This is a genomic window from Thiosulfatihalobacter marinus, from assembly GCF_016019955.1.
Classification (GTDB): Bacteria; Pseudomonadota; Alphaproteobacteria; order Rhodobacterales; family Rhodobacteraceae; genus Shimia; species Shimia marinus_A.
Genome location: NZ_JAECRZ010000001.1, coordinates 188,503 through 215,112, shown reverse-complemented (window position 1 = coordinate 215,112; position 26,610 = coordinate 188,503). Strand labels below are relative to the sequence as shown.

Here is a 26,610-nt window from a genome sequence, read left to right as displayed (position 1 = left end):
TCCCCATTGGCCCAACCGGCCCTGCCACCAGAGCTTGAAACCTGGTTCGCCCGGCGCGGCTGGCAGCCGCACCCGCATCAGCGCGCCATGCTCGACAGGGCCAATGCGCCCTGCGTGCTGCTGATCGCCCCCACCGGCGGCGGCAAGACAATGGCCGGTTTTCTGCCCACGCTCGCCGATCTGGCCCGCGCGCCTCATGCCGGGCTGCACACGCTTTATGTCAGCCCGCTCAAGGCGCTGGCCGCCGATATCAAGCGCAACCTGCGCACCCCGGTGGACGAAATCGGCCTGCCCATCCGCATCGAAGACCGGACCGGCGACACGTCCAACACCGTCAGGAAACGCCAGCGCGCCGATCCGCCCCACATCCTGCTCACCACCCCCGAAAGCCTTGCGCTGCTCACCTCCTACCCGGACGCGCCCCGCATCTTTGCCGGGCTGAAACGGGTGATCGTGGACGAGGTGCACGCCCTTGCCGAAAGCAAACGCGGCGATCAGCTGTTCCTGGCGCTGGCCCGGCTGCAAACCCTGTGCCCGGATCTGCGCCGGGTCGGCCTGTCGGCCACGATCGACCGCCCCGACGACATCGCCGCCCTGCTGGCCCGCCATCCCGACCCCTGCGAGATCATCACCGCCGATCCCGGCCCGGACCCCGATATTTCCATGCTGGAAACGGATACCCCCCCGCCCTGGTCGGGGGGTGGGGCGGCCTATGCGATCCCTGCGGTTCTGGAACAGGTCAAGCAACACAAGACCACGCTGATCTTTCACAACACCCGCGCGCAGGCCGAGATCTTCTTTCGCAACCTGTGGCTGGCCAATGACGAAAGCCTGCCGATCGGCATCCACCACGGCTCGCTGGACCGCGAGCAGCGCCACCGGGTCGAATCCGCCATGGTGCGCGGCGACTTGCGCGCCATTGTCTGCACCGGCTCGCTGGATCTCGGGCTGGACTGGGGCGATGTCGATCTGGTGATCCAGGTCGGCGCCCCCAAGAACGTGAAACGCCTGGTGCAACGCATCGGGCGCGCCAATCACCGCTACAATGCTCCCTCCAAGGCGCTTCTGGTGCCCGCCAACCGCTGGGAAATCGTGGAATGCGTCGCCGCGCTCCAGGCGGTGCGCGACCATGATCTGGACGGCGATCCCCGCGGCCCCGGCCCGCGCGACGTGCTGTGCCAGCATATCCTGCTGACCGCCGCCGCCGGGCCGTTCGATGCCGACGATCTGTTGCGCGAAGTCCGCACGGTTGGCGCCTTTGCCGATCTGTCGCGCGCCGAATTCGAGGCCTGCCTCGATTTCTGCGCCACCGGCGGCTATGCCCTGCGCGCCTATGACCGCTGGCAACGCCTGCAACGCCGCCCGGACGGGCGCTGGCACCTGCGCGATCCGCGCGCCGCCGCCTCGATCCGCATGAACGCGGGCACCATCCAGGACAGCGACCGGCTCAAGGTACGGCTGCGCCGCGCGCGCGGCGGCAAGCCGCTGGGCGAGGTGGAAGAGAGCTTTGCCGCCACGCTGTCGGCCGGGGATACATTCCTGATCGGTGGCCGGATCGTGCGGTATGAAGGCTTGCGGGAACTGACTGTCGAAGTCTCGCGCAATGCTTCAAGAAAGCCGCGTATCGCCGTGTTTTCCGGCACGAAATTCGCCACATCCACCCAGCTCTCTCAGCGTATCCTGCGCAATCTCCAACGCAATGACTGGCCCGAACTGCCCGCCCACACCCTCGCCTGGCTAAGCCTGCAACGCCAGATGTCGCGCCTGCCGGAACCGGACCGGCTCCTGATCGAAAGTTTCCCCCATGACGGGCGCGAAAACCTGTGCATCTACGGTTTTGCCGGGCGCAATGCACAACAAACACTGGGGCTGATCCTGACCAAGCGGATGGAGGAAACCGGCCTCGCACCCATGGGCTTTGTCTCCACCGACTATGCCACCCTGATCTGGGGGCTGGATGCCGTGAGCGATCCCAAACCCCTGTTTGATCTCAACGGGATGCGCGACGGTCTTGATGGCTGGCTGGCGGGCAATGCGCTGATGAAACGCAGCTTTCGCGGCGCCGCCACCATTGCCGGGCTGATCGAACGCAACAGCCCCGGCAAGCGGAAATCCGGGCGCCAGGCCACGTTTTCCTCGGACATCCTCTACGACACGCTTCGGAAATACGATCCCGACCACCTGCTGATGCAGATCACCCGTCAAGAGGCGTTGCGCGGGCTGGTGGATTTTGGCCGGATCCAAGACCTGCTTTCCCGCGTTGGCACCCGCATCGATCTTGTCCGCACGCCGCATGTCACCCCCTTTTCCGCGCCTTTGTTCCTGGAAATGGGCAAGGTCTCGGTGCAAAGCGGCAGCGCCGAAGAGCGGCTGCTTGCCGAAGAAACCGACGCGCTGATGCGCCAAAGCGGCCTGTCCGCCATGTAGCCCCGCGCCGCGATGGCCCGATGGCGGGCTTATTGCCGGAATCAAGCAGGCCCGGGCGCATCACGCTTGCACCGGCGCCGCCCGCCGTCTAGCAATTCACCATGAACGGCGTACAGTTTTCCCTGGCCGGCGCGGCCCTCACCGCGCTTGGCTCCGGCGGCCTTTGGTGGGCCGATCAGCGCCTGCTGGTGGTCTCCGATCTGCATCTGGGCAAGGCTGGCCGCGTCCTGCGCCAGGGCGGCGCCGCTCTGCCGCCCTACGAAACCCGCGACACGCTGATCCGGCTGGAAAACGATCTGCGCATGACCAATGCGGGCACTGTCGTGTGTCTGGGCGACAGTTTCGACGATCCCGAAGCCGCCCGCACCCTGGCCGAATCCGACCGGCTGTGGATCAACCGCCTTCAGGCCGGGCGGCGCTGGGTCTGGATCGAGGGCAACCACGACCCCGGGCCGATGGATCTGGGCGGCACCCACCTGGCCGAATTGCCGCGCCCGCCGCTGGTCTTCCGCCATATCGCGCAGGCCGGTCAAAGTGGCGAGATTTCAGGCCATTACCACCCCAAAGTTCGTGTGCAAACCCGGCTGCGCGCGATCTCCCGCCCGGCCTTTCTGTTTGACAGCGACCGCGTGATCCTGCCCGCCTTTGGCACCTATACCGGCGGGCTGCGCAGCACGGATGACGTGCTCAGCACCCTCATGCGCCCCGAAGCCCGTGCCATCCTCACCGGCCAGACCCCGCGCATGATCCCCATGCCACGTTAAACAACCGACGCACGCCCCTGTAATCACTAAATAATACCGGCTTCCTCCAACGCGCCCCGATAGGTCCGGCTGACCGGAACACGCGCGCCGTTGACCAATTCCAGGAACACGCGCCCCTGCGCCGCGTCATGCCCCCTGATCGCATCCCGCGCCACCCAGTGCGAGCGGTGCACCCGGAACCCCTCCACACCCTCCATCTCGCCAATCGCATCGGTCAGGCGCATCCTGATCACCTCCTGCCCCCTGTCCGTACTCACACAAACCGAATGATCCGTCACGCTCAACGACAGGATCCGCGATCCCATCCCCTCTGACAAACGCTCCGCCAGGCGCGGCTGAAATCGCATTGCCGCCCGCGACGGCGCGCCAAAGGCCTGAACCACAATGGCACGGATGCCGACCACCGCAATGGTCACAAGCAGCACATAGGCCAGCGCCAGCCGGTACGAAAGATTGGCACCGGCGGCCGCAAAATACGGGATCCGCCCAATGCCCCACACCGCCGTCGAAATCAACAGCGCGGCAAACAAACCCTCCAGGAAAAACCGCCCCGCCGCATCCCGGCGCGGCCCGACAATCACGGCCAACCCATGCCCGCCAAATCCCAGAACAAAGGACATCGTCACCACGCTGACCCAATAGATCAGCCGCTGGCTGAACCGCATCGACGTGAACGTCCCGAACGGGCTGGCGGCAACCGCAACGACACACAGGATGATCCAGATCGCCAATATGCGCGGGGTGAACATCGCCCCGAACACCATGCGAAAAACAATTTCTATCTTCTTCAATCTCTTACCCGGGATCTCGGTCAAAAATACTCCCCGCCGGACTGGCCGCTTGCCTTCCGTCTCAATTGCCTTTCTTCTGCCAATTATCCCGTCACCCGACAATACGCATAAGGGGAAAACCGGTGCACTTGTCTCCTGAAATCGTGAACAAGATCGAAACCAGCTTTGCCGCCCAGTCGATGATGGCCACATTCGGCGCGCAGCTGGCGGAAATTTCCCCCGGCGCCGTGACAATCACCGCCACGATCCCCGAAAACTGCCGCCAGCAACATGGCTACGCCCATGCCGCCCATACGTTTGGACTGGGCGATTCGGCGGCGGGCTACGCCGCCCTCTCGGTCATGCCGGAACAGTCCGAAGTGCTCACCAGCGAGATGAATATCCACCTGCTTGCCCCCGCACGGGGCGACCTGATCCAGGCCACAGGCCGCGTGATCAAACCCGGCCGCCGCCTGGTGATCGTTCAGGCCGAGGTCTTCGCCATCACCGGCGCCACCCGCACGCAAATCGCGCTGATGACCGGCACCATGGTCCCGATCCTGCCCAAAGGCTAAGGCGGTTCCCGGCCCGGCCCGTCATTGTTCCTCGGAAATGTCCGCCCGTCAGGCCGTCAGCCCTTCCGGCTCGGCAAGCCCGTTGGCCCGGCAACAGGCCGTGACCGTGTTGGCCAAAAGGCAGGCAATCGTCATTGGCCCCACCCCGCCCGGCACCGGCGTGATCGCTCCGGCCACCGCGGCGGCGCTCTCGAAATGCACATCCCCCACCAGCCGCGTCTTGCCTTCGCCCTTTTCCGGCGCGTCGATACGGTTGATGCCAACGTCGATCACCGTCGCGCCCGGCTTGATCCAGTCGCCCGGCACCATCTCGGGCCGTCCCACGGCCGCCACCACGATATCGGCGCGGCGCACCACATCCGGCAAATCCCGGGTCCGCGAATGCGCGATCGTCACGGTACAACTGTCACCCAGCAACAATTGCGCCATCGGCTTGCCCACGATGTTGGAGCGCCCCACAACCACCGCATCCAGCCCCGAAAGGCTCCCGTGATGGTCACGCAACATCATCAGACAGCCCAGCGGCGTGCAGGGCACCATGCTCTTCTGCCCCGTACCCAAAAGCCCGACATTGGAAATATGGAACCCGTCCACATCCTTTTCCGGGGCAATCGCGTTGATCACCAGATCTTCGTTCAGATGGCCCGGCAACGGCAACTGCACCAGAATGCCATGCACCGCCGGATCCGCGTTCAACCGCGCGATCAGCGCCAGCAGATCGGCCTCGCCCGTATCGGCTTCCAGCTTGTGTTCATAGGAATTCATACCCACTTCAACAGTCTGCTTGCCCTTGGACCGCACATAGACCTGGCTCGCCGGATCTTCCCCCACCAGCACCACCGCCAATCCCGGCGTGATTCCGTTTTCCGCCTTCAGCCGGGCCACATGCTCCGCCACCTTCTCGCGCACCCTGGCCGCAAAGGCCTTGCCGTCAATACGTGTCGCCGCCATTTTTCTTCCTCGTCAGATCACGCCCCGGTGTCCATCATCGCACATTCCGATGCAACCCCACGCGCGCCTTCATTTTGCCGGAAATACTCCCGCCGGAGGCACCAGGCGCGGGGCCGGCTCGATGCCGGGCCCGCGCCTCGCCCCGCTCAGAACAATCCTTCAACCAATCCTTCGTCGTTGATCCGGATAGTCTCGGCGGCCGGCTTGCGCGGCAGGCCCGGCATGGTCATGATCTCGCCGCAGATCACCACGACAAACCCGGCCCCCGCACTCAGCCGCACCTCGCGGATCGGCACCGAATGCCCGGTCGGGGCGCCGCGCAGGTTGGGATCGGTGGAAAACGAATACTGCGTCTTGGCCATGCAGACCGGCAGATGTCCGTACCCGGCCTCCTCCCAGGTCCGCAGCTGGTCGCGAATCTTCTTGTCCGCCAACACCTCGTCGGCGCGATAGATCGCCGTCGCCACCCGCTCTATCTTTCCGAACAGGCTCATTTCGTCGTTGTAAAGCGGCGCGAACTGGCTCACCCCCGCATCGGCGATCTCGGCCACACGCCTGGCCAGTTCCTTCGTCCCTTCCGAGCCCTTTTCCCAATGCTGGCACAGGATCGCTTCGGCGCCCTGACCGGCCACATAGTCCCTGACCGCCTGAACCTCCGCGTCGGTATCGGTGACAAAATGGTTTATCGCCACCACCACCGGAACACCGAATTGCTTGAGGTTGCCGATATGGCGGCCCAGGTTGGCACAGCCCTCTTTCACGGCCGCCACGTTTTCGGGCCCCAGATCGGCCTTGGCCACGCCGCCATTCATCTTCATCGCGCGGATCGTCGCCACCAGCACCACACAGTCGGGCGCCAGCCCGGCCTTGCGGCACTTGATGTTCATGAATTTCTCGGCCCCAAGATCGGCGCCGAACCCGGCTTCCGTCACCACGTAATCCGCCACCTTGAGCGCCGTTGTGGTGGCAATCACCGAATTGCACCCATGCGCGATATTGGCAAACGGCCCGCCATGCACAAAGGCCGGGTTATTCTCCAGCGTCTGCACCAGATTGGGCTGCATCGCATCCCTGAGCAGAACCGTCATCGCGCCATCGGCCTTGATATCGCGCGCATAAATCGGCGAACGGTCCCGGCGATAGGCCACGATCATGTCGCCCAGCCGCTTTTGCAGATCGTTCAGATCATTGGCAAGACACAGGATCGCCATCACCTCCGACGCCACCGTGATGTCAAACCCGGTCTGGCGCGGGAACCCGTTGGCCACCCCGCCCAGGCTTGTCACCATGTCCCGCAACGCGCGGTCGTTCATGTCCAGCACCCGGCGCCAGGTCACGCGGCGCTCGTCAATCTCCAGCTCGTTGCCCCAGTAGATATGGTTGTCGATCATCGCGCTCAACAGGTTATGCGCCGCCGTGATCGCATGGAAATCGCCGGTGAAATGCAGGTTCATCTCCTCCATCGGCACGATCTGCGCATACCCGCCCCCCGCGGCGCCGCCCTTCATGCCGAAATTCGGCCCAAGCGAGGCTTCGCGAATACAGATCGCCGCCTTCTTTCCGATCGCACACAGCCCGTCGCCCAGCCCCACCGTTGTGGTGGTCTTTCCCTCGCCTGCCGGGGTCGGGTTGATCGCGGTGACAAGGATCAGCTTGCCATTCTCGCGCCCCTGAACCGAGTTGATGAACTCCTGGCTCACCTTGGCCTTGTCATGGCCATAAGGCAGCAGATCGTCGCTGCCAATGCCCAGCTTGGCCCCGATCTCCTGGATGGGGCGTTTCTTTGCCTCGCGGGCAATCTCGATATCGGTTTTGAAGGTCATGTCAGTCCCTGTTGCAGCGATATTGTTGCATCTGCCCGGAACACTAGCCTGCACCGCCCCCACGCAGGTCGGCATTTCCGACATTTTCCGCGCTGCTTGCGTCGGGATCGGCGGCGGCGGTTTCTTTTTGGAAACGGCTGCACCCCATCGGCGCGCCGGGCGCTACGGCGCGCGCGCCGCCTCCAGGTGGTGCCAGACAGGCTGATCCGGGATGAACAGGCGCAGCACATCGCCCAGCTTTACCGCGCCGGGCCGCTCCACCCAGGCCGTCACCCCGCGCCGCCCCGCGGCGGCGGCCTTGAATGTCCTGCCCGCGCCCGGATGCGCCGCCTCGATCACCTTGCCCGGCAACACGCAGGGGCGGTTTTCCATGTCCACCACCAGCGTGGCACCGCTGTCGGCCTGCAACCGCGAGGATGGCGGCAGGTGGCTCAGGTCCGGCAGACCCCGCAACACCATCGACGCGCCCAGCATGGCCGGATCCAGCACCCCCAGCCCGATCGCCGCGGCGATCGCCGCCAGATCCTCGGCCGCAACCACCGAAAGCTGGCGCGTATTGGCGATCTCCGTCCCGCGCGGATGCAGCGCCAGAACCCGGCTGCAAGACGGGCGCGTGATCCCGCCATGGTGCTCGCCCACCGCCCCACCCAGTTTCAGCTCCAGCGCATCCATCGGCGCGGCGCGCAGATCCGCCTCCGAATCCGCCACCCGGCCCAGCCAGACGATTTCTCCGCGAAACTGCGTTGTTTTCAAAGCCGGCATCCGCCCCGCGCCTCCAATTCCCGTCACCTCCGGCGCAGCGTAAAGAACAATCGCCGGAATGGAAACAGGACCGACCCATCCTGACGCGGCGGATAGGCCGCGCGCAACTCTGCCTCATAGGCCGCGATCAGCCGGTCCCGCGCGCGCCTGTCCAGCCCCGCCAGAAACGGACGGCCAAAGGTGGCTTGCGTGAACTGCCGTACCGGATGACCCGCGCCAACCGGCGCCAGATGTTGCAGATATTCGGTCTGCCACACCCGCATCTCGCCCAGCGGAGACAGCAGGTCATGATATTGTGCGCCGGTCAGGATTTGCGAGCTTGTGGCAACAGGCCGATCCGCAAACACCGCGCGCCAGGCCCTGCTCCATCCCGCATGGGACGGCGCGGCATTCTGCGCCGGCATCTGCACGGCGAGCATACCCCCCGGCGCCAGCCTCCGGGCCAGCGCCGGGATCAGTGTATCGTGATCCCCCAGCCATTGCAGGGCCGCGTTGGAATAGATCACCGCCGGCGCACCTTCCGGCGCCCAGCCCGCGATATCCGCCTCTTCCAGCGCCGCATAGACACCCCGCTCCGCCGCGCGCGCCAGCATCGCCGGTGAATTGTCCATGCCGATCAACCTCCGCGTGCCAAACCGCGCAGCCAGCGCCGGGCCAACGGGGCCATTGCCACAGCCAAGGTCGATCACGTCGCCTTCGGGCACCGATCCCACCCGCGCCAGCAGGTCCAGCGCCGGTTGCAGCCGCTGGTCGGCGAAAGCCTCGTATTGCGCCGGGTTCCAGTCCGCCATTATTTCGCGCGCCCCTCGATCCGCCCGGCACCGGAATTCGTGGCGAATTCCGCAACCGCCCATGCGAAAGGGCCGGGGTATTCCCCGGCCCTGTGATATGTCTCAAGCTGTCGGTTCCGGCTCCATCCCGCCTTCGCCGCTTGGTTTCTTGCGCGGTTTGGTCTTGGGCACCGCCGTAATGCTGGGCGCGTTGCCCTGATCCGGCTCGTCATCATTATCCCCGCCCGTATGAGGCGGTTCGCCCTTCATGACGCGCTTGATCTCGTCGCCGGTCAGGGTCTCGTATTCCAGCAACCCTTCGGCCAGCCGTTCCCATTCGTCCTTGTGCTCCACAAGGATCTCATGCGCCCGCTCATAGCCGCGCTGGATGAACCGCTTCACCTCTTCCTCGATCAGTTCCTTGGTATGGGCCGAAACCGAGAACCCGGCGGTATTGCCGCTATAGCCTTCATGCGCCTCGGCATAATCGATATTGCCCACCTTGTCGGACATGCCCCAGCGCATCACCATCGCGCGTGCCAGCTGGCTGGCCTGCTGGATATCGCCAGCCGGCCCGTTGGACACGTGATCCTCGCCGTATTTGATCACCTCGGCGGCCTTGCCCGCCATGGTCATGGCCAGCTTTTGCTCACATTCGTCGCGATGCCAGTTCAGCCGGTCCATTTCCGGCAAACTCACCACCATCCCCAGCGCCCCACCGCGCGGAATGATCGTCGCCTTGTAGACCGGATCGCATTCCGGCAGCTTCAGACCCACAACCGCGTGCCCGGCCTCGTGATAGGCGGTCTTTTCCTTCTGATCGGCGGTCAGCACCATGCTGCGGCGCTCCGCCCCCATCATCACCTTGTCCTTGGCGTTCTCGAAATCTTCCATGGTCACGAAACGCCGCCCCACACGCGCCGCCATCAACGCGGCCTCGTTCACCAGGTTGGCCAGGTCCGCGCCCGAAAACCCGGGCGTGCCGCGCGCGATGATGCGCAGATCCACATCCGGGCCCAGCGGAGTCTTGCGGGCATGCACCGCCAGGATCTTCTCGCGCCCCTTGATATCGGGGTTACCCACGGTCACGTTCCGGTCGAACCGGCCCGGACGCAACAGCGCCGGGTCCAGCACATCCTTGCGGTTCGTGGCCGCCAGGATGATCACACCCTCATTGGCCTCGAACCCGTCCATTTCCACCAGAAGCTGGTTCAGCGTCTGTTCGCGCTCGTCATTGCCACCACCATAGCCGGCGCCACGATGGCGGCCCACGGCGTCGATCTCGTCGATGAACACGATACAGGGCGCGTTCTTCTTGGCCTGTTCGAACATGTCACGCACACGGGACGCGCCCACACCCACGAACATCTCCACGAAATCCGAGCCGGAGATGGTAAAGAACGGCACGCCCGCCTCGCCCGCGATCGCGCGCGCCAAAAGCGTCTTGCCGGTGCCCGGAGGGCCCACCAGCAGCGCGCCCTTGGGGATCTTGCCGCCCAGACGGCTGAATTTCTGCGGGTTGCGCAGGAATTCCACGATCTCTTCCAGCTCTTCCTTGGCCTCGTCGATCCCCGCCACGTCGTCAAACGTCACGCGGCCATGTTTCTCGGTCAGCATCTTGGCCTTGGACTTGCCAAAGCCCATGGCCCCCCCCTTGCCGCCGCCCTGCATCCGGTTCATGAAATAGATCCACACGCCGATCAGCAACAGGAACGGCAGCAGGCTCAGCAGGAACGCCTGGAACCCGCTCTGCTCCTGGCTCTCGGCGCGCACCGGGATGTTCTTGTCGATCAGCAGGTTCGTCACTTCGGCATCGGTTGGCTTGATCGTGACATAGCTGGTGCCGTCCTTGGTGGAATACCGCACCTTCTCTCCATCCAGCGTGACACTGGCCACCTGATCGTTTTCCACGGCGGCCACGAAATCCGAATAGCTGTTCTCACGGCTTTGCAATGTCGTGCCATCACCGCTGAACAAATTGAACAGAGCCAGGATCAGCAGAAAAAGAACGACCCAAAATGCAATATTGCGTGCGTTGCCCAAGGCAAATCTCCCAAGGTTAGACCGGCGCTGTCCCTATCACAGCGGGTGTTACAGTTAAATAGACATCACGCCAGCAGGTTCAATGCGATAATTGTCCCTGATCCCGTCCCAGACCGGGGAAATCCGCCCGTTCCGGTTCCATCACCGCGCGCCAGCCCCGTGCCAGCCCGGCGAAAGGCGCCGCCACCAACACTGCGTCGCGCCAAACCGCCGGGCTGGAGATCACGCTCTGGCGCGGCAGCCCGCCGTCCCGCCAGCCCGGGCACTCACGCAAACCGTCCTCGCCCAACGCCCTGATTTTCATACCTTTTCCTCCAGGTCCAATCAGCCGCCAGCGCCCGTCCCACGGCTCTCCCAAGGCACAGGACACCGCCGCGACGGCCTTCCATTCCCGCAGGATACGCATCCGCCCCCCCTTGCGGATCACCAGACAGCCATGCAGCGCCACCGGCCGCGCGGCTTCCAGCGCCCCGACCAGCGCGTCATGGCGTGGCCGATAGCTCTGCCCCGAGACCCAGCACAATGCCTCGGCCAGAAGACGGGCGCGCAGCTCGTCCGGGGCCGCATCGAACGGCGCGGCCTCGATCACCACGTCGCCCGCCTCCAAAGTCACAACTGTCCGCGCCAGCGCGGCCATACCGTATTCCAGCGCGGCCCGCGCCCGCGCCATATGCGCCGCCGTGCGCGTCAGCCGCGCCACATCCAGATCCAGCGCGGCAATCGCCTGGCGCACCCGCACCCGCGCATACCCCGTATCCTCGTTGCTCGGATCCTCCGCCCAGCGCAGCCCCTGGGCACGCAAGTAATCGCGCAGCTCGGCGCGCCGCACCTCCAGCAAGGGCCGCAGCCAGGTGATGCCCTCCCGCCGGGCCACCGGTGCCATCGCCGCCAGCCCGTCCACGCCCGATCCGCGCGCCAGCCGCATCAGTACCGTTTCCGCTTGGTCATCCGCCGTGTGGCCCAGCGCCACGTGACCGATCCCGCAGCCCTGCGCCCATTGCGCAATCGCTGCACCGCGCCCTTGCCGGGCTGCGTCCTGCACATTGCCGTGCCCGTCCCAGCGCCAGGTCAAGATCGCGTGATCCAGCCCCCGCGCGGCGCAATACCGCGCCACCAGCGCCATCTCGTCGCGCGCCTGCGGTCGCAGCCCGTGATCCACGCTCGCCACCGCCAGCGCCACTCCCGCCTCGTGCAACAGGTCCAGCAGCGCCAGCGAATCGCCGCCGCCCGACACCGCCACCCCAATCCGGGGCCAGGTTCGGAGCCGTTCCCCTTCGGGTGTGTCATCGCCGGGCAACATCCCGGCCAGCGCCTCGGCCAGCCGGGTTTGCAGGCTCACTGGCACTGAAGCCGTGCCATCTCGGCGCGGGCCTGCGCCACTTCGGGCGCGCCCGGATAGCGCACACCAACTTCGTTGAGCGTCACACAGGCCTCGTTGGTCTGCTCAAGTTTGCCCAGAGAGCGGCCCAGATTGAACAGCGCCTCCGCTGCCACGCTGCCCTGCGGCGCCCCGGAATAGGCTTCCAGAAAGGCCCGCGCCGCGCGCGTGTTCTCGCCCAGCCCCTCATAAGCCTGACCGCGCCGCAAATGCGCCTCGGCTTCCAGCGGGCTGCCCGGATAGGTGTCGACAAAGCCGGTGAACTGATCGGCGGCGGCGCCGTATTCGCCCGCCTCCAGCGCCGCGCGGGCGCGCTCGAAATCCGCGCTCTCGCCCACCGCCAGTTCGCTCGCGGCGTCATTGCCGGCCCGCTCGTCCCCTCCGGCGGGCGGCAGGTCGCCCATGTCCCCGCCCAGGGTGCTGGTCTCGCCCAGCTGGCTCAGATCGCCGCCCTCCAGCTCGACCAGCCGGAACTCCAGATCGCCGATCCGGTTGGTGCCATCCTCGACGATCCGCTCCACCCGGAATTGCAGCTGTTCGGTCTTGCCGGTCAGCGATTGCAGCTGTGCCTCGATCGCGTCCAGCCGCTCCAGCGTGGTGCCCCCCGCCGGAACGGAACCCGGGGCGCCGGTGGTGTTCAGCTCGCGTTTCAGCCGTTGGATTTCCACATACAGCACCGAAAGCTGCTGGCGGATATCGGCCAGCGTTTCCGAGCGCGACTGTGCCCGCCCCGCCACCGGTGCCAGCACCACCGCCGCGCCCAGGGCCGAGATCAGGGCCAGGACCAGAACCTGACGTGTCCTCATCGTGACTTACCCCGTTGCACCCGCGGCCAGAACCGTCACCGCGCGGCGATTCTGCGCATAACAGCTTTCGGCCGAACACAGTTCGATCGGGCGCTCCTTGCCATAGCTCACCGTTCGGATGCGGTTGGCCGAAACGCCCTGCGCCACCAGCAACTGGCGCACCGCGCTGGCGCGCCGCGCGCCCAGCGCCAGGTTATATTCGCGTGTGCCCTGCTCGTCGGCATGGCCCTCGACCACGGCGGTATATTCCGGGTTGTCCAACAACCAGTTCGCCTGGGCCAGCACCGTCAGCCGCCCCTCGTCGCTCAGCGTGGACTGGTCCACCGCAAACAACACCCTGTCGCCAACCACCTGCTGGAAATGGGCGATCGATGTCGGATCGTCCACGCTGCCCGCCGTCGCGCCGCTCTGGCTGCCCGGCCCGTCGGTGCCGGAATACAGATCGCTGTTGGCGCAAGCCGCCAATGTCAGACCCGCCACCAGCAATGCCGCCTTCGTCACATGTCTCATCTTTTCTGCCTCGCCTCTTTGCCCTTGTCTTTGAGGGATTTCATACCATAACGCTCCGGCCTTTGAAACGGCCCCTATTGCAGCGGCGACCAGCTGGGATCGGATCCGCCGCCGTTCATCCTGACCCGCTTCAGATTGCGTCCCGACACATCCACCGAATACAGCGCCGACACCCCATCCGCACCGCGCGTTTCACGGGTGAACATGATCACCCGTCCGTTGGGCGCCCAGGTCGGACCCTCATCCAGGAACGATGCCGTCAACAGCCGCTCTTCGCTGCCATCGGTGCGCATCACGCCGATATGGAACCGGCCCTTGTTCTGCTTGGTGAACGCGATCAGATCGCCGCGCGGGCTCCAGACCGGCGTGCCATAGCGCCCTTGACCGGAACTGATCCGGGTCGCCTCGCCGCCCGACGCGGCCATCACATAAAGCTGCTGTGATCCCGACCGGTCGCTTTCGAACACGATCCTGGTACCGTCCGGGCTGAAGCTGGGCGCGGTTTCAATCGCCGGTCCATTGGTCAGCCGCGTGCGCTGTCCGCTGGCAACATCCATCCGGTACAGATCGGTATTGCCCCCCTCGGTGACGGACATCACCACGCTCTTGCCATCGGGCGAGAACCGCGGCGCAAAGCTCATCGTGCCCACCTCGTCCGACATCACCTTGCGGCGCACCGAGGCCACATCCATCAGATAGACCTGCGGAAAGCCGGTTTCATAGCTGGTGTACAAGACCTCCTTGCCCGTGGGCGAAAACCGCGGTGCCAGCACAATGGCGCTGCTGTCGGTCAGATATTGCAGGTTGGCTCCGTCATAATCCATGATCCCCAGCCGCTTCTTGCGGTCGTTCTTGGGGCCGGTTTCGCTCACGAACACGACGCGGCTGTCGAAATATCCGCCCTCGCCCGTGATCCGGCTATAGACGGCATCCGCCACCTTGTGCGCCATGCGCCGCCAGCCATCGGTGGTACCCTTGAAGCGCAGGCCATTGCCCAGCTCCTGCCCGGCGAACACGTCCCACACGCGGAATTTCACCTCAAGCTGGTTGCCGCTCACGCTGACACCCCCGGTGATCAGCGCCTGGGCATTGATCGCCTTCCAGTCGGCGAACTGCACCGGGCTGGCGAAATTCGTGATGGTCGAGATATGCGCCTGGGCCGGGATTTCCCGGAACAGCCCGGTGCCGCTCAGGTCTTCGGCAATGACGCGGCTGATATCCTTGGAAATCTGGTTGGATCCGGGTGTCTCGGCCACGAAATCGGGCACGGCAAAGGGCAAAGGCTCGATCACGCCCTCGGTGATCTCGATCCGGAGCGGGCCGTTTTGCGCCTGTGCCACGCCGCCGGCCGTCGCCGCCCCGAGCAGAATCAGCCCCATTAGAAAGTTTGCGAAGACTCTGGTCATTTCCGCCTCATGTTCTCGGGATTGAAAGTAATTTCCACGTCACGCCAATTGTCATATTTCTCTATTGGCAAATCATAACCGCTTTTCTGACAACGCAACACCGCCCGACGCGCCGCCTGGAACGCGGAGGTGGCAGCGGCCTCGTCCCCGCCCGATGCGCCGATCATGCGGATATCGCCCTGGACCTTTCCGCTCTTGTCCAGCGAAAAGCCTACCGTTACCGTCACATCCGCCGCGCGCGAGCCGACATCCACCACCCAGCAATTCTGAACCGCCACACGCAACCCGTCCTTCTCCCCTCTGGTCAAAGGTGGTCCGCCGGGCGGCCGCGCCGCCGGGGCCTGCTGGTCGCTGGCCTCTTTCAGCGCCGCCGCCACCGCCGCCTCCCTGGCGGGCGCCGGATCCGGGCGCGCCACCGGGCGCGTGCGCGGGCGCACCGACCGGCTTGGCGCCGCGCTGGCGGCCTTTTCCTCGGGTTCGGCCTTGGGCTCGGTGGCGATCTCGGTGCTGGCGGCCTCGGGGGCGGTCTCTTCTTTGGGCTTCTCGGCCGCTTCGCCGCGCGCGTCGGGCCGGGTGGCCTCCTGCACCTCGTCGGCGATGGTCGTGTCCGGCTCGGGTTGCGCCACCGGCTCGGGCGCCACCCGCGGCGCCGGGCGCACCACCGGACGCGGCGCGCGCTCGGGCACCACCGCCGCCGTGTCCACCTCGGGCGTGATCAGCACCGGCGCGGCGTCGGTCACGTCCTGCGGTTCGGGCGCCGCCATGTCGCTCAGGTCCGGCGTCGTGTCCGGCTCTGCCGCGGCCGCCGCCTCGGGCGTGGGCACATCCACCGGCGCATCCTCGGGCGTCGCCACTTCGGGGGTCTCCACCTCGGCCTCCGGGATCACCGGCACCGCCACCTCGGTTTCCGTCACCGGCGCCTGCTGCGCACGCTGCAAGGCCGCGAATTCCTCGGTCGAGATCACCGCCACATCGGTCACCTCAAGCGGCGGCGGGTCGGCGCGGAACACGTCGCCCACCAGCACCCAGCCGATCAGCCCGGCATGTGCCGCGCCCGAGATATAATGCCCGATATGCAACCGCGCGCCTCAGTTTTCCGGGCTGCCATCCATCGACGGCCCCCCGATATCCGTGACCAGCCCGATATTGGCAAACCCCCCGGCATTCAGCGCGCCCATCACCTGCACCACCGCCTCGTAGGGAATGCTGCCATCCGCGCGCAGATACACCCGGTCCGACTCCCGCTCGACGGCGATCGCGCGCAGCTTGGGCACCAGGTCCTGCGCCGTCACCTGCGTGGTCTGGATGGTGATGCCCAGATCCGGGCCGATCGTCACCGTCAGCGGCTCTTCCTGCTCGCCGGGCAGCGGGTTGGCCGCCGTCTTGGGCAATTCCACCGGCACCCCCACCGTCAACAGCGGCGCCGCCACCATGAAAATGATCAACAGCACCAGCATCACATCCACAAAAGGGGTGACGTTGATCTCGGACATCGGCGCAGAGCGGCGCCGCGACCTGCGCCGCCGCTTGCCACCCCCCCCGCCCGATTGCATGACCCCGGCCCCCATGGCTCAGGCGTCCAGCTGGCGCGACAGGATAGTGGCGAACTCGTCGGCAAAGGCTTCGTACCCGGCCACGATCCGGTCGCTGTCCGAACTCAGCTTGTTATAGAAGATCACCGCCGGAATCGCCGCCAAAAGCCCCAGCCCCGTGGCCAGCAGCGCCTCGGCGATGCCCGGCGCCACCACGGCCAGGTTGGTGTTCTGCTGCGCCGCGATCTCGATAAAGGCGTTCATGATGCCCCAGACCGTGCCGAACAGCCCCACGAACGGCGCGGTCGACCCCACCGTCGCCAGCACCGGCAACCCTTTCTGCAACACCTCGGCCTCCTTCACGATGGCCACATCCATGGACCGGTCGATCCGGCTTGTGGCATTCGCGATCAGCCCGCCATCCTGCCGGTGGCTGCGCTGCCACTCCACCATGCCGGCCGCGAAAATCCGCTCCGAACGCCCCTTCGGTTCCGGCCCCAGCTCCTCGAACAGCTGATCCAGCGGCTCGCCGGACCAGAACGCCCGGTCAAACTTCCGCGCCTCCCGGCGGGCCGTCCGAAACAGAACGGTTTTCTGAATGATCACCGACCATGACCAGAACGACGCCACCACCAACAGCAACATCACCAGTTTCACGGTCAGGGTTGCGCGCGCGAAAAGCGCCCACATGGAAAAGTCGACTGCTGCTTCCATTCTGCCTGCTCTGCTCTGTGGCCCCATCTCCGGGCCTTGTTTTGCAGCAAAATTAGCGCAGTTCCACGGGGAATACCATCAAATTGGCGTCAGGCGCGGATTTTCGCGCACGTCCCGCCCCCTGCGCCGCCCCGGCACTCTTGCCGAACGCCCCGCACAGCCACAATCGAACAGCGCCGCCCGCCCGCGCGGGGCAGCCTCAATGCATCAGCCGCCGCACCAGCGCCGGAAGCCGTACCGGCTGGCCCGCCTCGTTCATGCACACCGCCGTCACCATGGCATGAAACAGCACCTCTTCGCCCCGCTTCACCCATTGCTCCATCACCAGCCGCGCCGCCGTCACATTGGCCACCCGCGTTTCCACCACAAGCTCGTCATCCAGCCGGGCCGATCCCAGGTAATCCGCCTCCACCCGGCGCACCGCGAACACCACGCCATCGGCCTTCATCTCGTGCTGATCCAGTCCGATCTCGCGCACCCACTCGCTGCGCCCGCGCTCGATGAATTTCAGGTAATTGGCGTAATACACGATCCCGCCCATGTCGGTATCTTCGTAATACACACGGATCGGCAATCTGTAGATCATGGCGCACACTCGCTTTCCCGTTTTCCACGGAAATGCCTACGCGCCTGGCGCCCGCAATTCAACCACCGCGTCAACCACCGCGTCAAACCCGCTCTAACACCACAAAAACAAACGGCTGTTCGCGCCCCTGCGGTGTCACATGCACCTGCCGCAACCGCGCGCGCGGCACGAAGTCCGCCCCGGCCCATTGTTCCAGCCCGGCACCGCTCCAACGCTGCACCGGCAATCCCGAGCACCGCTCCGGCCCGTCCTCGTCAAAGGTGCCGATCACCGCAATCCCCCCCGGCGCCAGCGCCTGCACCATCACCCGGCGATAGGCCGCCTGCGCTTCCGGCGTGGTCAGGAAATGAAACACCGCCCGATCCTGCCAAACACCGTAACGGCGCTCCGGCACCCACCGGGTCACATCCGCGCGGATGCAGCGCACCCAGGCAGCTTCCGCCGCCAGGGCCTCAAGCGCCGCGTCCGACAGATCCAGCGCGGTCACATCGCCAAACCCGGACGTCCGCAATGCCCCCGGCAACCGGCTTCGCCCCGCGCCCACCATGACAACCGGCGCCCCGGGCGCGGCGTGCTCCGCGATAAGCCGGGCCGAAACCCCGCCATCCGGCTCGTACCAGCTCAGCCCCTCGCGCGGGCCGGCCGCATAAACCTTGTCCCAATGGTCCGCCGCACCGCTCATTCACGCATCCCCCTGAAGCCGCGCATACAGGCGCAGCGCGTGGCTCGCATCCTGCGCCGCCACCGGCATCATCCGATCATAGGCGGCAACGATCACCCCGGCAATCTCGGGGCGCAACACCGTCGCGCCGCTCTCCGGCAACACCGCCAGCGGCGAAGTCCCGGCAAAGGCCCGCTCCCCCCAGGTCACGATCACCTGCACCGCCTGGGCCAATGCCAGCGTCTCCGCCGGAAGCCGCGCCATCTCTGCGGTCATGCGCACAAACACAAACGCCGCCTGAATCGCCCCGTCCCCGTCAAACCGGAACGCCCGATACTGCGTGGCCTCCGCCAATCGCAACCGCGCCACCAGCGAGTCAAGCTCCGGAATCAGCCGCCCAAGGTCGGGCACCTCCAGCAACTCCTCCCATTCCCGAAAGAAAAACACCATCAGATTGGCGCCCAGCTCGGGGTCGGTCTCGGCCATCCGGTGCCCGGCCAGGGTGCACACCGCCTCCAGCGCCCCCTTCACAACAGCCAGGGTCGCGTCCTCCACCCCGAACACCACCGGCGCGATCGGCCGCCCCCAGCGTGCAAACCCGTACCGCCCGTCCGCGCGCAGGAACAGTGCTTCAATCTCTTCCGGTGTCAGTCGCGCCATCGTCACGCCTCCAGCAAAGCCAAACCCGCCGCTTCATGCCCGCCCGCCGCGCCACGCGCAAGAGCACCCGCGCAACGCACGGCGCGTTTACCACGCAGATCCGCCACTCCATACCGACACGATACCGACGTGTTGCCGACGCTCCGCCGATCCCGGATTGCCCCGTTAACCAAGGCCGGAAAGCCCGATTCGCACCCCCGCCAACCGCGCAACGCGCCCGCACCGGCAAAATCCGGTTAACCTTTCAATGTTCCCCAAATACTCATCCCACCGCCAGGCCTATTCAAACAGCTGCCCCTGGTCGCGCCCCTGCGGCGCCGCCAGCCCCAGATGCGTCCACGCCTTCTGCGCCAGCATCCGCCCGCGCGGCGTGCGCTGGATCAATCCCTGTTGCAGCAGGAACGGCTCGATCACCTCTTCGATCGCGTCGCGCGCCTCGCTCAGCGCCGCGCTGATCGTATCGATCCCCACCGGCCCCCCGGCATAGTTCTCGGCAATAAAGCGCAAATAGCGCCGATCCGCCCCATCCAGCCCCAGATGATCCACCCCCAACCGGGTAAGTGCCCCGTCCGCAAGGGTTTTCGAGATCCGGCCATCCCCCTCGACCAGCGCGAAATCCACCACCCGCCGCAACAGGCGGCCCGCAATCCGGGGCGTTCCGCGCGACCGCCGCGCAATCTCGCGCGCGCCCCCGTCAGCGGCCGGCACGTTCAGCTTGCGGGCATTGCGCGTGACGATCTCATGCAATTCGTCCTCGGTGTAAAACTGCAACCGCGTCGGAATTCCGAACCGGTCGCGCAGCGGCGTGGTCAACAGCCCCAGCCGCGTTGTCGCCCCCACCAGCGTGAAAGGCTGCAATTCAATGCGCACCGTACGCGCGGCCGGTCCCTCGCCAATCACCAGATCCAGCTCGAAATCCTCCATCGCGGGATAGAGAACCTCCTCAACTGCCGGATTAAGCCTATGAATTTCATCAATAAAAAGCACATCCCGCGCTTCCAGGTTGGTCAGGATCGCCGCCAGATCTCCCGCCTTGGCCAAAACCGGCCCCGAGGTCATGCGGAAACTCACCCCCAACTCGCGCGCCATGATCTGCGCCAACGTGGTCTTGCCCAATCCGGGCGGGCCATGAAACAACGTGTGGTCCATCGCCTCGCCGCGCTGCTTCGCGCTCTCGATGAACACCTTCAGATTGGCCCGCGCCTCGGCCTGCCCGATGAAGGCGTCCAGCGTCTGCGGGCGCAGCGCGCGGTCGGCATCCTCCGGGCGCGGCTCAGGGCGCAATGTCGGGTCCGGCTGTTCCATGAATTATCCCTTCGGTGCCAACAGCTTGAGCGCCGCCCGGATCAGCCCGGCCACATCCGCCGCCGGGTCTTCTCCCGACGCCTGCGCCACCGCGCCCGCGGCCTCCGAAGGCGCATATCCCAGGTTGCCCAGAGCCGAAAGCGCATCCGCCTGGACCTGCGCCGCGCCGGCCCCGCTGGCCACGGGCGCCACCTGGCCCGGCGCCGGCGCGCGTTCCACCTCCACCAGCGCCTCGTCCAACGCCGGCGCCCCGCCGACTGTCTCCTCGCCCGGTTTCTCGCCCGGCGTCCCGCCCAGTGTCTCGCCCAGACTCGCCCCCAGCGCCATCACCGCCGGCGCCTTGTCCTTCAACTCGATCACCACGCGCTGCGCCGTCTTTGGCCCCACGCCCTTGGCCGCCTTGATCGCCGTCACATCTCCCAGCGCCACCGCCCGGCTCACCCCGTCCGCTCCCAACGCGCCCAGGATTGCCAATGACGCCTTCGCCCCGATCCCCTGTACGCTCATCAGCAACCGGTGCCATTCCTTTTCCAGCAGCGACGAGAACCCGAACAACTGCAACAGATCCTCGCGCACCAGAAGATCGGTATAGACCGCCGCCGCCTCCCCCGGTCCCGGCAACGCCGCCAGCGTCCGGTCCGAGCAATACACCACATAGCCCACGCCGCCGACCTCGATCAGCACGTGATCGCTGGCCCGGTATCCGATCCGCCCGCTCAGCTTGCCGATCATGCCCGCGCCCTCCGCACCGCCGCCGCGTAACCGGCCCCGGCCCGCGCGTAATGGGCGTGGCACATGGCTATGGCCAGCGCATCCGCCGCATCCGCACCATGGATCACGACCCCCGGCAATTGCAGCTTTACCATGTATTCCACCTGCTGTTTCTCGGCATGGCCCGCGCCCACAATCGTCTTCTTGACCTTGTTGGGGGCATATTCCCCCACCGGCAACCCGGCCTGCGCAGGCACCAGCAACGCGATCCCGCGCGCCTGGCCCAGCTTCAGCGTGCCAGCGCCGTCTTTGTTCACGAATGTCTGCTCGATCGCCGCCTCGTCGGGGCCAAACCGCGCCACGACTGCGCTCAACTGTTCGTGCAGCGACAACAGCCGTGCCGCCAGATCCTGCCCGACCGAATGGCAGATTCCGTTCGCAACATGGCTGAGTCGGCTGCCCTGAGCATCGATCACGCCCCACCCCATGTTTCGCAAACCGGGGTCAATTCCCAAAACCCGCATCTTTGTCGCCGCTGCCGCCCGTTATTTGTTGCTTTTTTGTAGCACTAGCACGAAACGGGAACAAAGACCAAGCGGAATACACCGATGCCCATTCGCGGCATCGCAACTCACGGACACGACACCCGCCACCCAACCGTCCGCAGGAACGGTCGGAAAACGACACGCCAAACGTCGCTTTCAGCCCTTGTTTCATTGGCGTTTCCACCGGGTCCAAGGAATGCAGAAAACGCATGCCACCTATGCCATTTTTGGCGCTTGTCTTCTGTCCCGGGCGCTCTTAGGTGCCGCCAGACGAAAACGGACCATCATCCACAACCAAACAGAAGGAAGACTGACATGGCCTCTTACGACTCCGTCTATGCCCCCACCTTTTCCGGCCGCTTCGGTCAGACCTTTGCCGCCCTGCTGGCCACGTTCACAAGCTGGAACGACCGCCGCATGACACGCAATGCGCTGCGCGGCCTTTCGGATCGCGAACTGGACGATATCGGCCTGTCGCGCGGCGACATCGAAAGCTTCATCTAAAGCGCCTGCCGCGCCATGACACGGTTTTCAGACCTTTGGGTCGGTAGACCGCGCATCCCCCGGATGCGCGGTTTTTCCTTGCCCATTTGGCAGCATCCAACCACATAACGGACCAAAGGCCCTGCGGAGAGAAACGCAGGGCCTTTGACCAGAGCTGAATTGGAGGGTCAGCGAATTATTTCAGCGTCTTGATCTGCACCGACACCCAACGCGATACCGGGTCGGGCTGCATGGTCCAGGCGGCGGCCTTCTCGACGACATTGCCGCCGTCCAGCCGCGCCACGCGCTGCGAATAGAAATCGGGGCCAAACTGGGCGATGATCGCGCCCTTCAGGCCAAAAAACGCGACGGCCAGCATTACCAGACCGGTCCACGGGATCCCGCGCCGGCGCCCGGCACCACGCACGATGACATATCCGTCCCGATTGATGACAACCCTTTGGCGGGATCTACGTCCCCTGGCCTCTTTGCGATAGATTTTGGCCAGGCGGTCGTGAAATTCGGCTTGCGATTCACTCATGGCAACATACTCATGTTCGGCCCCCACCAAACATGGCCAAAGTGGATTTCAAATGTGGCGAAAATGTGGCGCAACCGGGGAAATGCGGCGAATTTTGGACAAATGGGGCAGACCTGCCCGATTTGATCCGTCTCCCTGGAAACAATGCGCACATGCTGTTCATATTGTTCAGGAAACTGGAACGGCGCCACATAAATGGCCCCCCAGAAGGGCGGCCTCCGAACCGCCCGATTCGACCCCGGTTCGCCAGCCTCAGCGCCGGGTCAGAGTCAGCGTCGTCCACTCGCCGATCTCTTCTCGCGTATGGATATCGAACCCGGCGGCGTCATAGGCCGCGACCACCTCGTCGGCCTGTTCATTCAGGATACCGGACAGGATCGCATGGCCCCCCGGCGCAATACTGGCGCCCATGTCCGGGGCCAGGTCCACCAGCGGCGCTTTCAGGATATTTGCAAACACCAGGTCATAGGGTGCCCTGGCCGCCAGATCGGGATGTCCGAACCCCGCCGCCTCAAGGCAGATCACCCGCCCCTCCAGCCCGTTGGCCTTTACATTGGCCTCGGCCACGTCCACCGCCACCTCGTCGATATCGCTGGCCAGAACAGTGCCCGGCCAGATCCGCGCCGCGCCCATCGCCAGAACGGCGGTGCCACAGCCGATATCGGCCACGTTGCGCCCGACAAACCCCCCGCTTGCCAGCCGGTCCAGCGCGCTCAGACAGCCCAGCGTGGTGCCGTGATGCCCGGTGCCAAACGCCATCGCCGCCTCGATCAACAACGGCTCGGCGGTCGCGGGCACCTTGTCCGCATCATGGCTGCCATGGACAAAGAACCGCCCGGCCACCACCGGCGCCAATTCGCGCCTTACCTTGGCCACCCAGTCGGTTTCCGGCAATTCGCTGACCGCAAAGGGCCTGGCGCCGAACGCCGCCGCCAACACCGCCAGCCCGGCCTCGTCCGGGCTCTCGGTGAAATAGCCGCCCACTTCCCACAGGCCCGAACCGTCCTCGATCTCGAACACGCCCACGCCGGTAGGCTCCGGGCGCAACCGCTCCATCGCGTCGCCAAGCGCCCCGGCCCGGGCCTTGGTTTCCAGGGTGGTGAAGGCGGTGAATGTCGGCATGATGTGATCTCCAGAAGGGTGCTGCGGGCCTAGTCGCCCCGGCGCCCAAGGTCAAGCCAGCCGATTTGCCGACGCACGCGCCCCTCAGGCGCGCGGCCCGATCCCGCGCAGGAACCGCCAACTCCACAGCGCCGCCAGCACGCCCACCGCGCCGCCCACTCCGGATTGCGCGTAAATCACGCCCGGCGCCTGGAACAGCGCCGCCATCCACCAGGCCACCGGCAGGATCAACACCCCGTCCCGCATCCAGTTCAGCGCCGTCGACCGGGCCGGCCTGTCCAGGTTGTTGAAAGTCGCGTTCGATACAAACAACGCCCCGATGAACACAAATGCCCCCGCCCCCACATAGGCAAAGGCCTCGTACACCAACACCCCGTCCCCGATCAGCCCGAACCCCGCAATCACATATTGCGCCGTCCCCGCCAACAGCGCCCAGGCCAACAGCGTATACCCCGTGCAAAACACCAGCGCGTCGCGGAATGTCTGCCGCAACCGGTCAAAAAGTTCCGCCCCGTAGTTCTGGCCAAATATGCCGCCAATCGCGCCCGACAGCGAAAAGATGCCGCCAAAGGCCACCACCGTCAGCCGGTTCACCACCGCCCAGGCCGCCACCGCATTGTCGCCGAACCCGGCGATAACCCCGGTCAGCAGGTAATTGCCAAACGGCGTTGCCATCTGGGTCAGGATCGCCGGCAGCGCCACCCGCGCAAACGGCCCGATACAGCGCCGCACCGCCCACAGCGCCGGGCGCGCGAACAGGTCATGCACCCCGATCGCAAAGCGCAGCGCCATGCCCGCCATCACGAACCGCGACAGGATCACGCCCAGCGCCGCCCCGTCCAGCCCCAGCCCAAGCCCAAGGATCAGGAACGGATCGACAATCATCGCCACCGTGCCACTGGTCAGCGTGACATACATCGACCGCCGCCCGTCGCCCTCGGCCCGCAAACTGGCCTGCCCGGCCAGCCCGAACGCCATGATGAACAGCGACGGCATCGAAATCAGGATATAGCGCGACGCCAACGCCAGCGTGTCCCCCTCGGCCCCGGCCAGCCGCAGCATCGGCTCGCGCAACGTCACCACGCCCAGCGCCACCCCCCCCTGCACCAGCGCCGTGAGGATCAGCGCCGAACTTGCCTCGTGCCGGGCGCGCTCGAAATCCCCCATGCCGATCCGGCGCGACACCACCGCCGTGCCCGCGATCATCAACCCCACGCCGATCGACACCGCAAAGAACTGAATGGCAAAGGCAAAACCGATCGCCGCCACCAGCCGCTGATCCCCCAGCCAGGCGATCCAGAACAGGTTGGCCAGATCGACCAGGAAAACAAAGGTGATGCCCGCCGCCCCGGTCAGGGTCATGCGCACCACATGCCCCATGGTCGATCCTTCCAGGAACCGCGCACGCCGCTGGGCCATGCGTTATGCCGCCCGGGCCGGCACAGGGCGCGCCAACCGCGTTTCGTTGCCCTTTTCCGGGTGGCGCGGGATCAGCGTGGCCAGCGCCAGCGACACCGCCGCCATGGCCGCCGCCAGCGCAAACACCGCCCCCGGCGACAACAGCCACATCAGGCCCAGCAGGACCGGCAGGAATACAGCCGCGATATGATTGATGGTAAAGGCCACCGCCGCGGTGGGCGCGATATCCTCGGGATCGGCGATCTTCTGAAAATAGGTCTTCAGCGCCAGCGCCAGCGCGAACAGAATATGGTCCACCACATACAGCACCGCCGCCAGCACCACGCCCCAGCCAAAGAAATAGATACCGCCATAGGCCAGGAATACAATCGTCAGCCCGGCATATTCGAACATCAGCGTGCGCCGCTCGCCAAACCGCGCAACCGCCACCCCGAACAGCGGTGCCGCCGCCATATTGATCACCAGGTTGATCAGATACAGCGCCGTGATCTCATGCACCTGGAACCCAAACCGCTCCACCATCATGAACCCGGCAAACACCACAAAGATCTGCCGCCGCGCCCCGGCCATGAACTGCAACGCGTAATACAGCCAATAGCGCCGCTTCAGCACCATCTTGCGCAGCTGCGGCGTGCGGCTCTCGAATTGCGGAAAGACCAGCATGCAATAGATCGCAATCAGCGCGGTCAGCCCGCCGCTCAGCAGGTAAACAAAACTATAGCTCAGCCCGAACCGCTCCCAGGTCAGAACGATGGCCCCATAGGCCACCAGCGTCGCCGCCGATCCCGCCGCCAGCAGCCACCCCAGCACCCTGGGCGCGCGCGCCTTGTCCAGCCATTGCAACTGCAATGACTGGTTCACCGTTTCATAGTAATGAAACCCGATCGAACTCAACATCGTGATCGTCAGAATCCCGGCCAGCGACGGAAACCACGCCGTCACCGCCGTTGCCACCCCCAACAGGATCAGCGCCACCAGCCCCAGCACCTGCTCGCGCATGAACAACAGCACGGCAATCACCCCGACCGCCAGAAATCCCGGGATCTCGCGCACCGTGTGCAGCAGGCCAATATCAGCCCCGTCAAACTGCGCCACTTCGATCACGAAATTGTTGAGCAGCGCCGACCAGGTATTGAACGCGATCGGCATCGCCAGCGCCATCAGCAGCAACAGCGTGACCGGCCGCCGCCACACCGGCAGATGCGCCGCATCATCAAGAGTCATTTTGCTTAACATGCGGTGCAAATACGCCTCCGGACGGCGAAAGGCGAGTGCAAATTGATGCAGGTCTGATCTGGATCAATGCACATCCGGTGTCCGCACTCAATACATATACACATTCGCAT

The 26,610-nt window shown here is 65.5% G+C and carries 27 protein-coding genes; 4 read left to right on the top strand and 23 right to left on the bottom strand.

Features of this window, described 5'->3' with window-relative positions; all coding sequences use genetic code 11:
- The first annotated feature begins 6 nt into the window (after window positions 1–6).
- Window positions 7–2,427: a ligase-associated DNA damage response DEXH box helicase gene (locus tag I3253_RS01010; RefSeq protein WP_197915758.1), complete on the top strand. Its 2,421-nt coding sequence runs from the start codon at window positions 7–9 to the stop codon at window positions 2,425–2,427.
- A 101-nt stretch (window positions 2,428–2,528) separates the two neighbouring features.
- On the top strand, window positions 2,529–3,191 hold the full coding sequence (gene pdeM / locus I3253_RS01005; protein ID WP_197915757.1) for a ligase-associated DNA damage response endonuclease PdeM: 663 nt from the start codon (window positions 2,529–2,531) through the stop codon (window positions 3,189–3,191).
- Window positions 3,192–3,217: 26 nt separating this feature from the next.
- On the opposite strand, the gene I3253_RS01000 is transcribed toward pdeM, so the two are convergent.
- Window positions 3,218–3,982, bottom strand: a complete 765-nt coding sequence (locus I3253_RS01000; RefSeq protein ID WP_197915756.1) for a LytTR family DNA-binding domain-containing protein — start codon at window positions 3,980–3,982, stop codon at window positions 3,218–3,220.
- Window positions 3,983–4,110: 128 nt separating this feature from the next.
- Between I3253_RS01000 and I3253_RS00995 the strand changes: the two genes are divergently transcribed.
- Entirely contained in the window at window positions 4,111–4,536 is a 426-nt protein-coding gene (locus tag I3253_RS00995) for a PaaI family thioesterase (protein ID WP_232236898.1), read from the top strand.
- Window positions 4,537–4,584: 48 nt separating this feature from the next.
- On the opposite strand, the gene folD is transcribed toward I3253_RS00995, so the two are convergent.
- The 18 genes from folD to ruvC form a co-directional block, all read right to left on the bottom strand.
- Window positions 4,585–5,487: a bifunctional methylenetetrahydrofolate dehydrogenase/methenyltetrahydrofolate cyclohydrolase FolD gene (gene folD / locus I3253_RS00990; protein ID WP_197915755.1), complete on the bottom strand. Its 903-nt coding sequence runs from the start codon at window positions 5,485–5,487 to the stop codon at window positions 4,585–4,587.
- Window positions 5,488–5,633: 146 nt separating this feature from the next.
- Window positions 5,634–7,310, bottom strand: a complete 1,677-nt coding sequence (locus I3253_RS00985) for a formate--tetrahydrofolate ligase (RefSeq protein ID WP_197915754.1) — start codon at window positions 7,308–7,310, stop codon at window positions 5,634–5,636.
- 162 nt (window positions 7,311–7,472) lie between these two features.
- Entirely contained in the window at window positions 7,473–8,072 is a 600-nt protein-coding gene (locus I3253_RS00980; RefSeq protein ID WP_197915753.1) for an MOSC domain-containing protein, read from the bottom strand.
- 23 nt (window positions 8,073–8,095) lie between these two features.
- Window positions 8,096–8,863: a methyltransferase domain-containing protein gene (locus tag I3253_RS00975; RefSeq protein ID WP_197915752.1), complete on the bottom strand. Its 768-nt coding sequence runs from the start codon at window positions 8,861–8,863 to the stop codon at window positions 8,096–8,098.
- A gap of 102 nt (window positions 8,864–8,965) precedes the next feature.
- Window positions 8,966–10,885 carry an ATP-dependent zinc metalloprotease FtsH gene (ftsH, locus tag I3253_RS00970; protein ID WP_197915751.1) on the bottom strand — a complete coding sequence of 640 codons (1,920 nt, stop codon included), beginning with the start codon at window positions 10,883–10,885 and terminating at the stop codon, window positions 8,966–8,968.
- A 79-nt stretch (window positions 10,886–10,964) separates the two neighbouring features.
- Window positions 10,965–12,224 carry a tRNA lysidine(34) synthetase TilS gene (tilS, locus tag I3253_RS00965; RefSeq protein ID WP_332255657.1) on the bottom strand — a complete coding sequence of 420 codons (1,260 nt, stop codon included), beginning with the start codon at window positions 12,222–12,224 and terminating at the stop codon, window positions 10,965–10,967.
- A complete protein-coding gene (ybgF, locus tag I3253_RS00960) occupies window positions 12,221–13,069 on the bottom strand; it encodes a tol-pal system protein YbgF (protein WP_197915750.1) in 849 nt (282 codons plus the stop codon). The genes tilS and ybgF overlap by 4 nt, the downstream gene beginning before the upstream one ends.
- 6 nt (window positions 13,070–13,075) lie before the next feature.
- Window positions 13,076–13,579 carry a peptidoglycan-associated lipoprotein Pal gene (gene pal, locus I3253_RS00955; RefSeq protein ID WP_197915749.1) on the bottom strand — a complete coding sequence of 168 codons (504 nt, stop codon included), beginning with the start codon at window positions 13,577–13,579 and terminating at the stop codon, window positions 13,076–13,078.
- A gap of 74 nt (window positions 13,580–13,653) precedes the next feature.
- The gene (gene tolB / locus I3253_RS00950; protein WP_408647772.1) at window positions 13,654–14,958 is read right to left on the bottom strand and encodes a Tol-Pal system beta propeller repeat protein TolB; all 1,305 of its coding nucleotides are present in this window, start codon (window positions 14,956–14,958) and stop codon (window positions 13,654–13,656) included.
- Between the two features lie 23 nt (window positions 14,959–14,981).
- Window positions 14,982–16,064, bottom strand: a complete 1,083-nt coding sequence (locus I3253_RS00945; protein ID WP_197915747.1) for a hypothetical protein — start codon at window positions 16,062–16,064, stop codon at window positions 14,982–14,984.
- A gap of 9 nt (window positions 16,065–16,073) precedes the next feature.
- The gene (gene tolR / locus I3253_RS00940) at window positions 16,074–16,553 is read right to left on the bottom strand and encodes a protein TolR (protein WP_197915746.1); all 480 of its coding nucleotides are present in this window, start codon (window positions 16,551–16,553) and stop codon (window positions 16,074–16,076) included.
- Between the two features lie 3 nt (window positions 16,554–16,556).
- Window positions 16,557–17,231: a protein TolQ gene (tolQ, locus tag I3253_RS00935; RefSeq protein WP_197915745.1), complete on the bottom strand. Its 675-nt coding sequence runs from the start codon at window positions 17,229–17,231 to the stop codon at window positions 16,557–16,559.
- 199 nt (window positions 17,232–17,430) lie between these two features.
- Window positions 17,431–17,817, bottom strand: a complete 387-nt coding sequence (ybgC, locus tag I3253_RS00930) for a tol-pal system-associated acyl-CoA thioesterase (protein ID WP_197915744.1) — start codon at window positions 17,815–17,817, stop codon at window positions 17,431–17,433.
- Window positions 17,818–17,899: 82 nt separating this feature from the next.
- Entirely contained in the window at window positions 17,900–18,499 is a 600-nt protein-coding gene (locus tag I3253_RS00925; protein WP_197915743.1) for a methyltransferase domain-containing protein, read from the bottom strand.
- Window positions 18,500–19,138: a hypothetical protein gene (locus I3253_RS00920; protein ID WP_197915742.1), complete on the bottom strand. Its 639-nt coding sequence runs from the start codon at window positions 19,136–19,138 to the stop codon at window positions 18,500–18,502.
- 279 nt (window positions 19,139–19,417) lie between these two features.
- Entirely contained in the window at window positions 19,418–20,443 is a 1,026-nt protein-coding gene (ruvB, locus tag I3253_RS00915) for a Holliday junction branch migration DNA helicase RuvB (RefSeq protein ID WP_197915741.1), read from the bottom strand.
- Between the two features lie 3 nt (window positions 20,444–20,446).
- A complete protein-coding gene (gene ruvA, locus I3253_RS00910) occupies window positions 20,447–21,175 on the bottom strand; it encodes a Holliday junction branch migration protein RuvA (protein ID WP_197915740.1) in 729 nt (242 codons plus the stop codon).
- Window positions 21,172–21,678 (bottom strand): crossover junction endodeoxyribonuclease RuvC, encoded by a 507-nt coding sequence (gene ruvC, locus I3253_RS00905; protein ID WP_197915739.1) that lies wholly within the window; start codon window positions 21,676–21,678, stop codon window positions 21,172–21,174. Before ruvC ends, ruvA begins: the two co-directional genes overlap by 4 nt.
- 336 nt (window positions 21,679–22,014) lie before the next feature.
- Here ruvC and I3253_RS00900 point away from each other — a divergent pair, with 336 nt between their 5' ends.
- Window positions 22,015–22,203 (top strand): DUF1127 domain-containing protein, encoded by a 189-nt coding sequence (locus I3253_RS00900; RefSeq protein ID WP_197915738.1) that lies wholly within the window; start codon window positions 22,015–22,017, stop codon window positions 22,201–22,203.
- 175 nt (window positions 22,204–22,378) lie between these two features.
- On the opposite strand, the gene I3253_RS00895 is transcribed toward I3253_RS00900, so the two are convergent.
- The 4 genes from I3253_RS00895 to I3253_RS00880 form a co-directional block, all read right to left on the bottom strand.
- Entirely contained in the window at window positions 22,379–22,723 is a 345-nt protein-coding gene (locus tag I3253_RS00895; RefSeq protein WP_197915737.1) for a hypothetical protein, read from the bottom strand.
- Between the two features lie 252 nt (window positions 22,724–22,975).
- Window positions 22,976–23,845, bottom strand: a complete 870-nt coding sequence (locus I3253_RS00890; RefSeq protein WP_197915736.1) for a 50S ribosomal protein L11 methyltransferase — start codon at window positions 23,843–23,845, stop codon at window positions 22,976–22,978.
- An 84-nt stretch (window positions 23,846–23,929) separates the two neighbouring features.
- Entirely contained in the window at window positions 23,930–25,264 is a 1,335-nt protein-coding gene (locus I3253_RS00885) for an MATE family efflux transporter (RefSeq protein ID WP_197915735.1), read from the bottom strand.
- Window positions 25,265–25,267: 3 nt separating this feature from the next.
- Window positions 25,268–26,500 carry an MFS transporter gene (locus I3253_RS00880; protein ID WP_197915734.1) on the bottom strand — a complete coding sequence of 411 codons (1,233 nt, stop codon included), beginning with the start codon at window positions 26,498–26,500 and terminating at the stop codon, window positions 25,268–25,270.
- Between the last annotated feature and the right edge of the window lie 110 nt (window positions 26,501–26,610).

Bases quoted from the DNA above. Each gene is read 5' to 3' on its own strand.
- pdeM (WP_197915757.1), top strand. From the start codon at position 2,529: ATGAACGGCGTACAGTTTTCCCTGGCCGGCGCGGCCCTCACCGCGCTT.
- folD (WP_197915755.1), bottom strand. From the start codon at position 5,487: ATGGCGGCGACACGTATTGACGGCAAGGCCTTTGCGGCCAGGGTGCGC.
- I3253_RS00985 (WP_197915754.1), bottom strand. From the start codon at position 7,310: ATGACCTTCAAAACCGATATCGAGATTGCCCGCGAGGCAAAGAAACGC.
- I3253_RS00980 (WP_197915753.1), bottom strand. From the start codon at position 8,072: ATGCCGGCTTTGAAAACAACGCAGTTTCGCGGAGAAATCGTCTGGCTG.
- I3253_RS00975 (WP_197915752.1), bottom strand. From the start codon at position 8,863: ATGGCGGACTGGAACCCGGCGCAATACGAGGCTTTCGCCGACCAGCGG.
- ybgF (WP_197915750.1), bottom strand. From the start codon at position 13,069: ATGAGGACACGTCAGGTTCTGGTCCTGGCCCTGATCTCGGCCCTGGGC.
- pal (WP_197915749.1), bottom strand. From the start codon at position 13,579: ATGAGACATGTGACGAAGGCGGCATTGCTGGTGGCGGGTCTGACATTG.
- tolB (WP_408647772.1), bottom strand. From the start codon at position 14,958: ATGGGGCTGATTCTGCTCGGGGCGGCGACGGCCGGCGGCGTGGCACAG.
- tolR (WP_197915746.1), bottom strand. From the start codon at position 16,553: ATGGGGGCCGGGGTCATGCAATCGGGCGGGGGGGGTGGCAAGCGGCGG.
- tolQ (WP_197915745.1), bottom strand. From the start codon at position 17,231: ATGGAAGCAGCAGTCGACTTTTCCATGTGGGCGCTTTTCGCGCGCGCA.
- ybgC (WP_197915744.1), bottom strand. From the start codon at position 17,817: ATGATCTACAGATTGCCGATCCGTGTGTATTACGAAGATACCGACATG.
- I3253_RS00925 (WP_197915743.1), bottom strand. From the start codon at position 18,499: ATGAGCGGTGCGGCGGACCATTGGGACAAGGTTTATGCGGCCGGCCCG.
- I3253_RS00920 (WP_197915742.1), bottom strand. From the start codon at position 19,138: ATGGCGCGACTGACACCGGAAGAGATTGAAGCACTGTTCCTGCGCGCG.
- ruvB (WP_197915741.1), bottom strand. From the start codon at position 20,443: ATGGAACAGCCGGACCCGACATTGCGCCCTGAGCCGCGCCCGGAGGAT.
- ruvA (WP_197915740.1), bottom strand. From the start codon at position 21,175: ATGATCGGCAAGCTGAGCGGGCGGATCGGATACCGGGCCAGCGATCAC.
- ruvC (WP_197915739.1), bottom strand. From the start codon at position 21,678: ATGCGGGTTTTGGGAATTGACCCCGGTTTGCGAAACATGGGGTGGGGC.
- I3253_RS00900 (WP_197915738.1), top strand. From the start codon at position 22,015: ATGGCCTCTTACGACTCCGTCTATGCCCCCACCTTTTCCGGCCGCTTC.
- I3253_RS00895 (WP_197915737.1), bottom strand. From the start codon at position 22,723: ATGAGTGAATCGCAAGCCGAATTTCACGACCGCCTGGCCAAAATCTAT.
- I3253_RS00890 (WP_197915736.1), bottom strand. From the start codon at position 23,845: ATGCCGACATTCACCGCCTTCACCACCCTGGAAACCAAGGCCCGGGCC.
- I3253_RS00885 (WP_197915735.1), bottom strand. From the start codon at position 25,264: ATGGCCCAGCGGCGTGCGCGGTTCCTGGAAGGATCGACCATGGGGCAT.
- I3253_RS00880 (WP_197915734.1), bottom strand. From the start codon at position 26,500: ATGTTAAGCAAAATGACTCTTGATGATGCGGCGCATCTGCCGGTGTGG.